This window comes from Leisingera sp. SS27 (genome assembly GCF_028368855.1).
Lineage (GTDB): Bacteria > Pseudomonadota > Alphaproteobacteria > Rhodobacterales > Rhodobacteraceae > Leisingera.
In genome coordinates this window covers 44237-57970 of sequence record NZ_JAQNCY010000009.1, presented here as the reverse complement: position 1 = coordinate 57970, position 13734 = coordinate 44237, and the positions used below count along the sequence as shown (strand labels likewise).

Annotated in this window: 11 protein-coding genes; 8 read left to right on the top strand and 3 right to left on the bottom strand. The window is 61.9% G+C overall.

From position 1 onward, the window contains the following. Window positions 1-304 precede the first annotated feature (304 nt). The 8 genes from N6L27_RS17325 (at window position 305) to N6L27_RS17290 (ending at window position 8513) form a co-directional block, all read left to right on the top strand. Window positions 305-1888 carry an ABC transporter substrate-binding protein gene (locus N6L27_RS17325; RefSeq protein ID WP_271908594.1) on the top strand — a complete coding sequence of 528 codons (1584 nt, stop codon included), beginning with the start codon at window positions 305-307 and terminating at the stop codon, window positions 1886-1888. A 1-nt stretch (window position 1889) separates the two neighbouring features. Further along, window positions 1890-2846, top strand: a complete 957-nt coding sequence (locus N6L27_RS17320; protein WP_039186904.1) for an ABC transporter permease — start codon at window positions 1890-1892, stop codon at window positions 2844-2846. Then, complete coding sequence (locus N6L27_RS17315; protein ID WP_271908593.1) at window positions 2843-3658, top strand: ABC transporter permease; 816 nt, start codon at window positions 2843-2845, stop codon at window positions 3656-3658. Before N6L27_RS17320 ends, N6L27_RS17315 begins: the two co-directional genes overlap by 4 nt. Then, on the top strand, window positions 3655-5292 hold the full coding sequence (locus N6L27_RS17310) for an ABC transporter ATP-binding protein (protein ID WP_271908592.1): 1638 nt from the start codon (window positions 3655-3657) through the stop codon (window positions 5290-5292). Before N6L27_RS17315 ends, N6L27_RS17310 begins: the two co-directional genes overlap by 4 nt. 212 nt (window positions 5293-5504) lie before the next feature. Beyond that, entirely contained in the window at window positions 5505-6146 is a 642-nt protein-coding gene (locus N6L27_RS17305) for a DUF1326 domain-containing protein (RefSeq protein WP_271908591.1), read from the top strand. 15 nt (window positions 6147-6161) lie between these two features. Next, window positions 6162-6977 carry a DUF2182 domain-containing protein gene (locus tag N6L27_RS17300; RefSeq protein WP_271908590.1) on the top strand — a complete coding sequence of 272 codons (816 nt, stop codon included), beginning with the start codon at window positions 6162-6164 and terminating at the stop codon, window positions 6975-6977. A gap of 144 nt (window positions 6978-7121) precedes the next feature. Beyond that, entirely contained in the window at window positions 7122-7958 is an 837-nt protein-coding gene (locus N6L27_RS17295; RefSeq protein WP_271908589.1) for an alkaline phosphatase family protein, read from the top strand. Window positions 7959-8024: 66 nt separating this feature from the next. Next, window positions 8025-8513: a DUF4453 domain-containing protein gene (locus N6L27_RS17290; protein ID WP_271908588.1), complete on the top strand. Its 489-nt coding sequence runs from the start codon at window positions 8025-8027 to the stop codon at window positions 8511-8513. Window positions 8514-8588: 75 nt separating this feature from the next. Here N6L27_RS17290 and N6L27_RS17285 read toward each other — a convergent pair whose 3' ends face one another. The 3 genes from N6L27_RS17285 to N6L27_RS17275 all read right to left on the bottom strand — a co-directional run bounded on the left by N6L27_RS17285 (window position 8589) and on the right by N6L27_RS17275 (window position 13569). Next, the gene (locus tag N6L27_RS17285; protein WP_271908586.1) at window positions 8589-9518 is read right to left on the bottom strand and encodes an alpha/beta hydrolase; all 930 of its coding nucleotides are present in this window, start codon (window positions 9516-9518) and stop codon (window positions 8589-8591) included. A 119-nt stretch (window positions 9519-9637) separates the two neighbouring features. Beyond that, complete coding sequence (locus N6L27_RS17280; protein WP_271908584.1) at window positions 9638-11527, bottom strand: acyl-CoA synthetase; 1890 nt, start codon at window positions 11525-11527, stop codon at window positions 9638-9640. A 242-nt stretch (window positions 11528-11769) separates the two neighbouring features. Next, window positions 11770-13569, bottom strand: a complete 1800-nt coding sequence (locus N6L27_RS17275; RefSeq protein ID WP_271908583.1) for an ABC transporter transmembrane domain-containing protein — start codon at window positions 13567-13569, stop codon at window positions 11770-11772. Window positions 13570-13734: the final 165 nt, after the last annotated feature.

Here is a 13734-nt window from a genome sequence, read left to right as displayed (position 1 = left end):
TCTGTTCCTCGGCAGGCGAACCGGGCTGGCTTGCCGGTCAGATTCACAAAAAAATCGCAAAACCACCGCAGGAATATTTCCTGTCGCATTCCAGCAGTTTCTTTCTTTTCCGAGGCACCTAAATCGCAAAAACGGCACCTTGACCAAAAAAGGCGACACTTGCGGATCTGCCGGGACTGCCCCGCTCAGGGGCCTGCACCTGCGCAACGCTAATAACGCTTGCGAGTTAGCGGTAAATACGCAAATCTTAAATCGCCAATCAAAAAACAGGTGCCTGAGCACCGCAACCAATCGGGAGATCTTCATGAACCGTCATATGCAGTATCTGGCCAGCCAGGCCGCGGCAGGCAAACTGTCGCGCCGTGACTTTCTGGGCAAGGCCGCCGCACTGGGCTTTACCGCCGTGTCCGCAAACCTGCTGCTGTCCACCGCCGCCAAGGCGGCCGGCCCGCAAAAGGGCGGCACCATCCGTCTCGGCCTGCAGGGCGGCTCCACCACCGACAGCCTGGATCCGGCACTGGTCACCAACACCGTTGGCCTGATGGTCACCCGCCTGTGGGGTGAGACCCTGGTTGAACTGGCCGATGACGGCGGCATCGAAGGCAAGCTGGCGGAAAGCTATGAAGCCTCCGCCGACGCCAAGACCTGGACCTTCAAGCTGCGCTCCGGCGTGACCTACTCGAACGGCCAGAACGTCACTGCCGACGACGTGGTCAAGACCATGGAACGCCACAGCGGCGAAGACACCAAGTCCGGCGCCCTGGGCATCATGCGCGGCATCAAGGACGTGCGCGCAGACGGCGACAGCGTTGTCTTCGAACTCGACAGCCCGAACGCCGACCTGCCCTATCTGCTGGCCGACTACCACCTGATCATCCAGCCGAACGGCGGCAACGACGATCCGGCAGCCGCCATCGGCACCGGCCCCTACATCATGAAGTCCGCCGACATGGGCGTGCGCTTCGTGGCCGAGAAGAACCCGAACTACTGGGGCGATCTGGGCAACGCGGACACCGTGGAAATCATCGTCATCAACGACGACACCGCCCGCGTCGCAGCCCTGCAGTCCGGACAGGTGGACGTGATCGACCGGGTGCCCCCGCGCACCGCGAAACTGGTCGACCGCGCGCCGAACATCACCGTGCACTCGACCTCCGCGGCCGGCCACTACGTGTTCATCATGCATTGCAACACCGCACCGTTCGACAACAACGACGTGCGCATGGCGCTGAAGTACGGCATCAACCGGCAGGAAATGGTCGACAAGATCCTGAACGGCTACGGCACCGTCGGCAACGACACCCCGATCAACGCCTCCTATCCGATGTACACCGAGCTGGAACAGCGCCAGTTCGACCCGGACAAGGCGATGCACCACCTCAAGAAGTCCGGCCACGACGGTTCCATCCTGCTGCGCACCTCGGACAACTCCTTCCCGGGCGCACCGGATGCCTCCGCCCTGTTCCAGCAGTCGCTCTCCAGCGCCGGCATCCAGCTGGACGTCAAGCGTGAGCCGAACGACGGCTACTGGTCGGAAGTCTGGAACGCCAAGCCGTTCTGCACCAGCTACTGGGGCGGCCGTCCGACCCAGGACCAGATGTTCACCACCGCCTACCTGTCCACCGCGGACTGGAACGACACCCGCTTCAACAACGAGCAGTTCGACCAGATGCTGGTGGCGGCCCGCGGCGAGCTGGACGTGGCCAAGCGGACGCAGATGTATGCCGACATGTCGACCATCCTGCGTGACGAAGGCGGCCTGATCTGCCCGATGTTCAACGACTTCGTTGAAGCGACCACCGACAATGTCGACGGCTTTGTCGAAGGCATCCCGGGCCAGGTCCTGATGAACGGCTATGCGGCCAGCAAGATGTGGGTCAAAGCCTAAAATGTCTCCGATCGTAAAACTCCTGGCTCAGCGCATTGCGCTGAGCCTCCTTCTTTTGCTGCTCATCTCAGTCGTGATCTTCGCTGGCACCATCGTTCTGCCGGGCGACGTCGCACAGTCAATCCTGGGTCAGTCGGCAACACCGGAGGCACTGGCCAACCTTAGGGCTGAGCTGGGTGTGAACGATCCTCCCGTACAACGCTATTTTGCCTGGCTCTTCGGCGCCATGCAGGGCGATCTTGGCACCGCGCTTACCAGCGGCCAGGACATTGCCCAGGCTCTCAGCAGCCGTTTCTGGAATACCCTTTTCCTCGCCTTCTGGGCTGCCGTGGTTGCGGTTCCGCTGGCGATCTTCCTGGGCCTGCTGGCCGTCCGTTTCAAGGACCGCTGGCCCGACAAGATGATCTCTGCCGTCACCCTGGCCTCGATCTCGATCCCCGAGTTCCTGATCGGTTACGTTCTGATGTACTTCATCGCGGTGAAGCTGCGCTGGTTCCCCTCCGTGGCCATGGTCAACGACTCCATGGGCCTTTTTGACAAGCTGAACGCTATCGCGCTGCCGATTGCCGTGCTGACGCTGGTTGTTCTGGCGCACATGATGCGGATGACCCGCGCTGCGATCCTGAACGTGATGCAGTCGGCCTATATCGAAACTGCGGAACTCAAGGGCCTCAACGCCTTTCAGGTGATCTACCGCCATGCTTTCCCCAACGCGATCGCGCCGATTGTGAACGTGGTGATGCTGAACCTCGCCTATCTGGTGGTCGGCGTCGTGGTGATCGAGGTGGTCTTTGTCTACCCCGGCATGGGCCAGTATCTGGTTGACCACGTGTCCAAGCGAGACGTGCCTGTTGTGCAGGCCTGCGGCCTGATCTTTGCCGCCGTCTATATCGGCCTCAACATGATTGCCGATATCGTCGCCATTCTGAGCAACCCGCGCCTGAGGCATCCGAAATGAAGAATATCCCCATTTCCGCACTCATCGGGCTGTTCTTCACCGCCCTCTACTTCCTTGGTGCCATCTTTGCGCCGCTGCTGGCCCCCTATGGCGTCGGCGAAGTGGTCGGCGATGTGTGGGAGCCCTCCAGCGCAGATTATCTGCTGGGCACCGACAACATCGGCCGCGACCTTCTCAGCCGGATGATTTATGGCGGCCGCACCACCATCTTCATCGCCACCGCTGCGACCGTCCTGTCCTTCACCCTGGGCTCCGTCCTCGGCTTCTTTGCCGCGGTGATGGGCGGCTGGATCGACCAGGCCCTGTCGCGCTTCGTCGATCTGGTGATGTCGATCCCGACCCTGATCTTTGCGCTGGTGGTGCTGTCGGTTGCGCCGGTCACCATTCCGATGCTGATCATTGTGATGGGCCTTCTGGACGCCACCCGCGTCTACCGCCTGGCCCGTGCCGTTGCCGTTGATATCGAAGTGATGGACTACGTCGAGGCTGCCCGCCTGCGCGGCGAGAAGACCGCCTGGATCATCTTCCGCGAGATCCTGCCCAACGCGCTGTCGCCGCTGATCGCGGAGATGGGCCTGCGCTTCATCTTTGCAGTTCTGTTTGTCTCCACCCTGTCCTTCCTGGGCCTGGGCGTGCAGCCGCCAGAAGCTGACTGGGGCGGCATCGTGAAGGAGAACAAGGAAGGCATCGTCTACGGCATTCCGGCGGCCCTGATCCCGGCCTTTGCCATCGCCACCCTGGCGATCTCGGTCAACCTGGTGGCTGACTGGGTGCTGAACCGGACCACATCGCTGAAAGGAGGCCGCGGATGAGCGATACCCTGTTGAAAGTCCGCGACCTGAAAATCGGCGCGACCATCTACCCGCCGGGCGAACGCCCCCGCGACATCGAGATCGTGCACGGGGTCAGCTTTGACCTCGCGCCCGGCAAGGTCCTCGGCCTGATCGGTGAATCCGGCGCCGGCAAATCGACCATCGGGCTTGCTTCCATGGCCTACGGGCGGGGCGGCGTGAAAATCACCGGCGGCGAGGTTTGGGTCAACGGCCGCAATATCCTCAAGGGCGGCCACAAGGACATCCGCAAACTGCGCGGTGCCGAGGTGACCTATGTGTCGCAATCGGCGGCAGCCTCCTTCAACCCGGCCAAGAAGATCATGGACCAGGTGGTCGAGGCCGCGGTGGAGCAGAAAAAGTTCTCCCGCAAGGACGCCGAGGCCCGCGCCCGGGTGCTGTTTGCCAAGCTGGGCCTGCCGGATCCGGACAATATCGGCGAACGCTACCCGCACCAGGTGTCGGGCGGCCAGCTGCAGCGCTGCATGACCGCGCTGGCGCTGTGCCCGGAGCCGGATCTGGTGGTGTTCGACGAGCCTACAACGGCGCTCGACGTGACCACCCAGATCGACGTGCTGATGGCGATCAAGGAAGCGATCCGCGACACCGGCGTTGCCGCGCTCTACATCACCCACGACCTCGCAGTTGTGGCACAGGTGAGCGACGACATCATGGTTCTGCGGATGGGCAACACCGTCGAATACGGCAACGTCGACCAGATCATCAACAACCCGCAGGAGGAGTACACCAAGGCGCTCGTCTCGGTCCGCTCCATCGAGCATGAGGAGAAGGCCCCCACCGAGGAGCCGGTGCTGAGCGTGCGCAACATCACCGCGCGCTACAAGGGCACCCAGTTCGACGTGCTGCACAACGTGAACGTTGATCTGTATCCCGGTCAGACGCTGGCGGTGGTGGGCGAATCCGGATCCGGTAAATCCACCCTTGCCCGCGTGATCACCGGCCTTCTGCCGCCGCGCGAGGGTGAGATCGAATTTGCCGGCCGCACCCTCTCGCCAGACCTCAAGGGCCGCACCCGCGAAGACCTGCGCGAGCTGCAGATGATCTACCAGATGGCAGACGTGGCGATGAACCCGCGCCAGACCGTCGGCACCATCATCGGCCGCCCGCTGGAGTTCTACTTCGGCATGCGCGGTTCGGAGAAGAAGAAGCGGATTATCGAACTCTTGGACGAGATCGAGCTGGGCGAGAAGTTCATGGACCGCTATCCGGCGGAGCTGTCGGGCGGCCAGAAGCAGCGCGTCTGCATCGCCCGCTCGCTGGCGGCCAAGCCCAAGATGATCATCTGCGACGAGGTCACCTCGGCGCTGGACCCGCTGGTGGCGGACGGCATCCTGAAGCTGCTGCTGGATCTGCAAAAGATCGAGGATGTTGCCTATCTCTTCATCACGCACGATCTGGCGACCGTGCGCGCCATCTCCGACAACATCGCGGTAATGTACCAGGGCAAGGTGCAGCGCTACGGCGGCAAGTCCAAGGTACTGAGCCCGCCGTTTGACGACTACACCGATCTGCTGCTCAGTTCCGTTCCGGAAATGAAGCTGGGCTGGCTGGAAGAGGTGATCGCACACCGCAAGATGGAAAGCGCCGGCAACTGAATCCACGAATGGATGCAAAGCCCCTGCTGTTGTCAGCGGGGGCTTTTTCTTTTTCAAAAATCACAGTTTTGTGATAGTTTATTGAATCAGGGAGAAAGCAGCGAAACGCGCTGCAAACAATATAAAAAGCACTGAGCGTGGCTAAGGTGAGGCAAGCCAACCCGAATTACCGGGCAGTATTATTGTGACTGCAGGGATGGGGAGGAACCTTCATGACAGACTGGGCAATTCACGGATTCGAAATCGCCAATTGCAACTGCGTCCCCGGGTGTCCCTGCCAGTTTTCGCAGCTCCCCAATGACGGCACCTGCGAAGCGATGCTGACCTTCCGCATCGATACCGGCCATTACGGCGACACCAAGCTGGACGGGTTGCTCGCTGCAGCGATCTACAAATGGCCGGGCCCCATTCACGAGGGCAACGGCGAGATGCAGATCATCATCGACGAACGCGCCACGGCTGAGCAGAAGTCCGCGCTGGAGGCGATCATGACCGGCCAGGACACCGAAGAATTTGCAACGATGTTCTTTGTCTTCAATGCCATGTGCACCACCAGGCACGAAACTCTCAGCGCCCCGGTATCGCTGAGTTTTGACGCGGAAACCGGCATTGGCCATGGCAAGGCCGGCAGTATCGGGGAAACCAGGGTCGAACCAATTGCACATATCGTGTCCGGCGCGCCGCATTCGGTCCAGATCAAGCTGCCCAATGGCTTTGAATATTCCGAGGCCTCCGTCTGCCAGGGCACGACCCGGACGCCAGGATCGGCCATCAGCCTGGAAAAGAACAGCGGAACCCACGCCCATGTCGCCGAGTTGCATCTGACCGGCAAGGGTATAGAGCGCGCGGCCTGATCCGCCATGGCCCGCATGCAGCCCATACCCGGGACGGCTGAGCGCCTTGCCCGCAACGACCAGCTGGTGGTTTTGGGGGCCGTGGCCTTGGTTGTGCTGCTCAGCGGGCTCTACACCGTCTTTGGCATCGGCATGGACATGACTGCGGTTGAGATGACCCGGATGGCCCGTCCGATCGGCGAACCGATGGCGATGGGTTCAGTCACACCTTGGACTGCGGGCTATGCGATGCTGGTCTTTGTCATGTGGTGGGTGATGATGATCGCCATGATGACCCCCAGCGCAGCCCCTGTGCTGCTGCTCTACACTGCCATCAAGAGGGCTGGTGCCCAGGCCGGCAGCGCTCCGCTGCTCAGCCTGCTGTTCCTCAGCGGCTACCTGCTGGTCTGGGCCTTCTTTTCTGCGATTGCCACCGCTTTACAATGGTGGCTGGAAACAACGGGCCTCTCCGACGGCCCCATGATGTCGCTCAGCAGCCGCGCCCTTGGCGGTGCATTGCTGCTGGCGGCGGGCGCCTATCAGTTTACCCCCTACAAGCACGCCTGCCTCTCCCATTGCCGTTTGCCGGTTCAATTTCTGACCGCGCATAACCGCACAGGCTTGGCTGGTGCTGTACTGATGGGCGCCCACCACGGAATCTTCTGCTTTGGCTGCTGCTGGGCGGTGATGCTGTTGCTGTTTGCCGGAGGTATTATGAACCTCTATTGGATTGCTGGGCTGGCGCTGTTTGTACTGGCCGAAAAGACCTTCCCCTATCCAAGATTCTTCACTGCAGGTGCCGGGGTGCTGCTGCTTCTTGCAGGCAGCTATCTGCTTGTGACTGCCCGCTGAGGCTGCCAACGCCGACCGGCAATTCTGCAACGCCTCTGTGAAAATACCCGTTTGCGGCCGATCCGCCGTTTTTTGAATGGCAATTCAAGAAATGGGCGCAATGATACCCTCCCGAAGCCATCGCAAGGCAAAGGGATTCGGCGAATGGACAACAAACTCCTGCTCATCATTCTGGACGGTGTGCCCTGGCGCAATTTCCGCCGCCTGTTCGGGAACCTCGAAGGCTGGGTCGACAGCGGAGATGCCCGCGTCTGGAAACTGCGCGCGGTGCTGCCGTCGATTTCGGCCAGCTGCTATGCCTCGATCCACACCGGCGTAGCCCCCGCCATCCACGGCTGCACCGGCAATGCCAACGTGTTCCGCCTGAAGGAAAAAGACATATTCAGCCAGGTCCGCGAAGCCGGCGGCGTCACCGGTGCCGTGGCGCACAGCTACTGGTCGTCCTTCTTCAACCGCCACCCCTTCGACTATGTGCGCGACATTGAATACGACGAGCCGGAAAGCAAGACCATCAACCACGGCCGTTTCCACACCATGACCGGCTATGGCAAGGACAACCAGATGACCCCTTCGGATGTCGATCTGTTTGCCACCCTGACCAACCTCTGCCTGCGCTTCGGGCTGGACTACGGCATGCTGCACGCCTGCACCTTGGACAGCATGGGTCATCGCTTTTTTCACGACTGCCAGGAAATGGACCACGCCTGTTTCGTGATGGATGAGATGCTGGCCCCCTTCATCACCCGCTGGCGCGATCTGGGTTATGAGGTGATCGTCACCGCCGACCACGGCCAGGACGAGCGCGGCCATCATGGCGGACGCAGCCCGTTGCAGCAGGAAACCGCGCTCTACTACTTCGGTGAGGCCGACGGGCCGGATCATGGCGACGTGATCGACCAGCGCCAGCTGGCCCCCACCATCCTCAAACGGCTGGGCGCGCCGGTTGCGGACACCATGAAGGCAGAACCGTTCCTGAAATAATCTGAATCCGGCGGCTCTGTGCTAGGATACAGTTCAGCCGCCGTTTTCCGATGTCAGGACTTTGCCATGAAACCCCTTGTTGCCGCCTTTTCGCTGCTGGCCGCCCCCGCGATGGCCAGTGACGGATGCCATGACCTTTGGTTCACCCGCAACGCAGTCATCGACCGGGCCGGTTACTGCTTCGGCTCCCCACTTGGGCAAGCGGTGTTCGACAACGGCGATTGCACCGGCCAATCCGTGTCCCTGCAGCCTCAGGCAGAACGCCTGGTTGCTGAGGTGAAGCAGATGGAGGCCCGCTTTGGCTGCCGGGTCAACAACAAGCAGACTCATCTGGATCTCGACGATCTGTTCATTCGTTACCAATTGCGGGATCTGCCGGTGCGGGATGAATTCGAAAGCGCCTGCCTGGGCTGGCTGGGGCCGGTCATCGGCCTGCGGGCGGGCCACAGGCCCGATGCGCCACTGGTCGGGCAGATCGATCCGGGCGATTATGTCAAATATTCCCACATCCCTGTGGGCAGCTGGACCTATGTCACAACCTCGGGCCCGGACTAGCAGGTCACCAGCGGCGGCTGGCTGGACACATCACTGTTTCAGGAGCAGTGCCGGGATATTGCCGGCTAGAGACCCCTAGTCGTCGTCATAGGGCCAAATCCCCTGCCCCAGCGCCTCGATCGCAACCGATATCCGCTCGAAACTGTCGCGCGCGCGTCCCACGCTGTGGCGCGCGCGCAGGTAGCCGTGGATCAGCCCGGGTTCATTGATCCAATGCGCCTTGCCACCAGCTGCTAAGATACGGTCACGGTAATCGCGTGAATCATCCCGCACCGGATCGCAATCCGCGGTCACCAGCACCGTGGGCGGCAGGCCCGAGAAGTCGCGGTCAGCAAGCGGTGCAAACAGCGGATCATCCTTGGGCACCTCGCCATCTGTGCGGATATCCATGTAATACAGAACGTCCTCACGGGTCAGCATCGGCGCCTGCGCGTGTTCAATATAGGACCCCTGGTTCACGTCACCGCCAAAGGTGCCATAAATCAGCACCTGGCCCAGAATCGTCTCGCAGCGGCCGCGCGCATGATGCGCTACTGCGGCACAAATGTTGGCCCCGGCGCTGTCCCCCATCAGAACAACGCCTTTGCCGTAGCCCGCCTCGACCCAGCCCAGCACCACCCAGGCATCCTCAAAAGCCGCCGGATGCTTGTGCTCCGGCGCCAGCCGGTAATCCACTGCAACCACCCGGTAGCCGGTCTGGGCGCAAATCTCGGCGCAGACATCATCGTGGCTGTCCAGGCCCCCGACGACAAAGCCGCCGCCATGGCAGAACAGAACCGTCCTTGTCGGATCGCCCGCCGTATAGACCCGCACCGGCACACCGTTGGCTGACAGCTCCTCAACAGCAACGACATCCGGGCGCGGCACCCGGAACTCCAGGGCCATCGAATTGTAGATGCGGCGCTGCTCGTCGATGCTCATGTCAACGGCATCATCAGGATAAAGCTCCCCGGTCTTCTGGATGAAGTCCCAGGTCTCCTCGTCGATCAGCCGTTCGTAATCCATCTGCGAGCCTCCCTGCACGCCGCTGTCCCGGAGAGCCTAGGCACAGTTTCCCGCAAATGGAATGCCTGAAAGAAAAAGCGCCCCGAAGGGCGCTTCTTATCCCACACTGTCCGGCAGGGTCACGCAGCCGCGGCAGGTTCCCAGGGACGGGTGAAATTGTTCAGAACTCCATTGATGTCCGCGTCCGAGCTGCCATTGGCCGCTACCTGTGCCACCAGCCCGCGTTTCTTGTCATCGGTCACGCTGACAACACGCGCGGACACGCCGGCCTGCTCCAGCGCGCCGTTGTAGACGCGGGTGATCGCCATCTTGCGCAGATCCGGCTTGAACACCTTGCCCACTGCGGTTTTCGGCAGCTCATCCAGCACCGTCAGATGCTTGGGGATCGCCGCCCGTTCATGCACATGCACCTTGCAGTATTCCAGCAGTTCCGCCTCGCTGACAGAGGCACCGGCCACCAGTTCGACAAAGGCACAGGGCAGCTCGCCCGAATGCGCGTCCGGCTGGCCGATCGCACCGGCAAAGGCCACCGCATCATGGCCCAAGAGCGCCTCCTCGATCTCTGCCGGATCAATGTTGTGGCCGCCGCGGATGATCAGATCCTTGGCGCGCCCGGTGATCCACAAATAGCCATCCTCGTCGATCCGGCCCAGATCGCCGGTGCGCAGGTATTTTCCCTGGTAGTAGAGGTCCACGTTCTTGTCGGCCTCGGTATAGGTGTTGCCAGCATAAACGCCCGGGTTCGACACGCAGATCTCCCCCACCTCGTCGCGGCCGCATTCCAGCGCCCCGTCGTTGGTCTGCTTGACGATCCGCACATCCGTATAGGGGAACGGGATGCCCACCGATCCCACCTTTTTCTCGCCGCCCGGCGGATTGCAGCTGACCAGGCAGGTGGCCTCGGTCAGGCCGTAACCCTCGACGATGGCCACGCCGCAGGCGCTTTCAAACCGCTTGAACAGCTCCATCGGCATCGGCGCAGAACCGGAGAAAGCGGTCTTCACGGAGGAGATATCCGCATCCACCGGCCGCTGCATCAGCGCCGACACCGCGGTGGGCACAGTGATGATAAAGGTGATCTTCCAGCGCTCGATCAGCTTCCAGAAATTGTCGAACACGCCCTCGCCCCGGTAGCCCTGCGGCGTCGGGAACACCACATGCGCGCCAGAGGCGATCGCCGCCATCATGATCACATGCACCGCAAAGACATGGAACAGCGGCAGCGGGCACATGATGTTGTCTTCTTCGGTGAACAGCAGGGTGCTGCCCAGCCAGCCGTTATAGACCAGCCCAGAATACTTATGCTGCGCCACCTTGGGCATGCCGGTAGTGCCGCCGGTGTGGAAATAGCACGCCACCCGGTCGCCCGCACTGTCGGCAAAATTCAGCGTCCTGGGCTGTTTCGCCATCTCTTTGGAGAAGTTCAGATAGTCCGCATGGCTGGGGCGGCCGTCCATCTTGGGCCGGATCAGCGGCACAATCCACGACTTAGGCGGCGTCAGGTAGCGGTTCAGATCCACCTCCAGCACCGTGTTCACGCCCGGCGCATGGCGCACCGCCTCGGCCACTTTCTGGGCCACATCCGTTTTAGGGAACGGCCGCAGGGTGACAACCACCTTGGCCTTGGTCTCCCGCAGGATGGAGGCGATCTGCTCCGGCTCCAACAGCGGGTTGATCGGGTTCACGATCCCCGCCACCGCGCCGCCCAGCATGGTGACCAGCGTCTCGTTGCAGTTGGGCAGTACATAGGCCACCACGTCGCTTTCACCGATCCCCAGCGCACGGAACATGTTGGCCGCCTGGCTTACCTGCTCCTTCAGCGTGCTCCAGGTCAGCGTCTCCGCCTTGTCCTGCGGCCCGGAGAATATCTGATAGCTGACCGCCTTGCTGTTTGGAAACTTGTCCGCGGTGCGCGACAGCAGCCCGTACAACGTGGCCGGCAGGTCCCGCGCCTCATAAGGCATTTCATTCTGCAGCGCATCGCGGTCCGCGATTCCGGAAAAACCCATAATTCTCCTCCCCGTTCCTCCGCTGCACATCCGGTGTACAGGGGGTGTACAGGCGGTGCACGGAGTGTGTCTCTGTTTTTGCCCAGATTATTGCAATCGCCTGATTGCGCAAGCGCCGCGGCAGGGTCACGTCAAGGCAGCTTGGGCCGTGACGTCGCGCCAATTCGCGGCAACAGGCTGTTTTCAACAAAAAACGCCCCGGATCGGCTCCGGGGCGCTTGTCATGTTAAGCTGCGCAGCGCTTACTCCGCCGCCAGCCCTTCGGTGAACTGTAGCTTGGCCAGGCGTGCATAAAGCCCGCCCTGCCCGACCAGCTCATCATGGGTGCCGGTGGCGACGATCCGGCCCTGATCCATCACCACGATACGGTCAGCCTTCTTCACAGTCGCCAGCCGGTGCGCCACGATCAGCGTGGTGCGGCCCTGGCTCAGCTCATCCACCGCGGCCTGCACCAGGCGTTCGCTTTCCGCATCCAGCGCCGAGGTCGCCTCGTCCAGCAGCAGCACCGGAGCATCACGCAGAATGGCGCGGGCAATGGCGATCCGCTGTTTCTGGCCGCCCGACAGCATCACGCCGCGTTCACCGACAAAACTGTCATAGCCGTCCGGCAGCTTCGAAATGAAGTCATGCGCCGCAGCGGCCGCAGCAGCAGCCTCAACCTCGGCATCGGAGGCCTCCGGCCGGCCGAACCGGATGTTCTCGCGCGCCGAGGCGGCAAAGATCACCGGATCCTGCGGCACCAGCGCAATATGCCGGCGGAACTCATCCCGCTGCAATTGCGTCAGCGCCACGCCGTCCAGCTTTACCGCGCCTTGATTGGGGTCATAGAACCGCTGCAGCATCTGGATAATGGTGGTCTTGCCTGCACCCGACGGGCCGACAAACGCCACCGTCTCACCCGGTTTCACCGTCAGCGACACCTCATCCAGCGCCGAAACATCGGGACGCGAGGGGTAGCGGAAAGAGACATTGTCGAACGCGATCTCACCCTTGACCGGTACCGGCAGCACCTGCGCCGCAACCGGGTCCAGCACCGTGTCTTCGGCGTTCAAAAGCTCCACCAGCCGTTCGGTTGCCCCGGCGGCGCGCTGCAGCTCGCTCCAGATCTCCGACAACGCCGCCACGGAGCCTGCGACCAGCACCGCATAGATCACGAACTGGATCAGCGTGCCTTCGGACATAACACCCGCACGCACGTCGTTGGCGCCCATCCACAGAACGCCCACTATGCCGGAAAACACCAGGAAGATCACGATCACAGTCAGATAGGCGCGGGTCTGGATACGGCGGCGGGACACATCATAGGAGGTTTCGGTCAGCTCGGAAAACTTCAGTCGGCTGGCACTTTCATGCGTGAAGGCCTGCACCGTCTGCACCGCGCCCAGCGCCTCGCCCGCGTTGCCGGAGGAGGCAGCGATCCAGTCCTGGTTTTCCTTGCTGATCGCGCGCAGGCGGCGGCCCAGCACCAGGATCGGCACGATCACCGCCGGCACGATCAGCAGCACCATCATTGTCAGCTTGGCTGAGGTCAGCAGCATCAGAACCATGCCACCCAGGAAAATCAGCAGGTTGCGCAGCGCAATTGACACCGAGGAGCCCAGTACCGACTGGATAAGCGTGGTGTCGGTGGTGATCCGGCTCAGCACCTCGCCCGTCATGACACGCTCATAAAACTCGGGGCTCATGCCGATCACCCGATCGAACACCGCCTTGCGGATATCGGCCACGACACGCTCGCCCAACCGTGTCACCAGCGCATAGCGCACGCCAGTACCCGCCGCCAGAAGTGCCGCAATAACCAGCGCACCGCTGAAATAGAGGTTCAGGAGTTCGGAATCAGAAACCCGGAAATTGTCCACCACCCGCCGCACCGCCAGGGGCAATGTCAGCGACAGCCCTGCAGTCAGCACCAGCGCGCAGGTGGCAGCCAGCATCAGCAAGCGGTAAGGGCGCATGAACGGCCAAAGGGCCGACAGCACACCGATCTTCCGTGATTTCTCACGCTCTTGCTCCGCATTCGGGGCTGCTTGTCTCCGCGCCATTCCGGATCCTTCTGCACTTTAGTCCCGCGGGTCTCAAACCCGCACAGTCGCCAAGGTTCATGGCCCCGCAGACCCGGCGCGTCAAGCACTGAGCTGTTTTAGGACGAGCGTGAAAACCGCTTCGGCCTGCGTCACAGCGTATCAATCCAAGGTTCCGGGAAGGTC

Excerpts from the sequence above, each read along its gene's own strand:
- N6L27_RS17325 (WP_271908594.1), top strand. The coding sequence starts at position 305 with ATGAACCGTCATATGCAGTATCTGGCCAGCCAGGCCGCGGCAGGCAAA.
- N6L27_RS17320 (WP_039186904.1), top strand. The coding sequence starts at position 1,890 with ATGTCTCCGATCGTAAAACTCCTGGCTCAGCGCATTGCGCTGAGCCTC.
- N6L27_RS17315 (WP_271908593.1), top strand. The coding sequence starts at position 2,843 with ATGAAGAATATCCCCATTTCCGCACTCATCGGGCTGTTCTTCACCGCC.
- N6L27_RS17310 (WP_271908592.1), top strand. The coding sequence starts at position 3,655 with ATGAGCGATACCCTGTTGAAAGTCCGCGACCTGAAAATCGGCGCGACC.
- N6L27_RS17305 (WP_271908591.1), top strand. The coding sequence starts at position 5,505 with ATGACAGACTGGGCAATTCACGGATTCGAAATCGCCAATTGCAACTGC.
- N6L27_RS17300 (WP_271908590.1), top strand. The coding sequence starts at position 6,162 with ATGCAGCCCATACCCGGGACGGCTGAGCGCCTTGCCCGCAACGACCAG.
- N6L27_RS17295 (WP_271908589.1), top strand. The coding sequence starts at position 7,122 with ATGGACAACAAACTCCTGCTCATCATTCTGGACGGTGTGCCCTGGCGC.
- N6L27_RS17290 (WP_271908588.1), top strand. The coding sequence starts at position 8,025 with ATGAAACCCCTTGTTGCCGCCTTTTCGCTGCTGGCCGCCCCCGCGATG.
- N6L27_RS17285 (WP_271908586.1), bottom strand. The coding sequence starts at position 9,518 with ATGGATTACGAACGGCTGATCGACGAGGAGACCTGGGACTTCATCCAG.
- N6L27_RS17280 (WP_271908584.1), bottom strand. The coding sequence starts at position 11,527 with ATGGGTTTTTCCGGAATCGCGGACCGCGATGCGCTGCAGAATGAAATG.
- N6L27_RS17275 (WP_271908583.1), bottom strand. The coding sequence starts at position 13,569 with ATGGCGCGGAGACAAGCAGCCCCGAATGCGGAGCAAGAGCGTGAGAAA.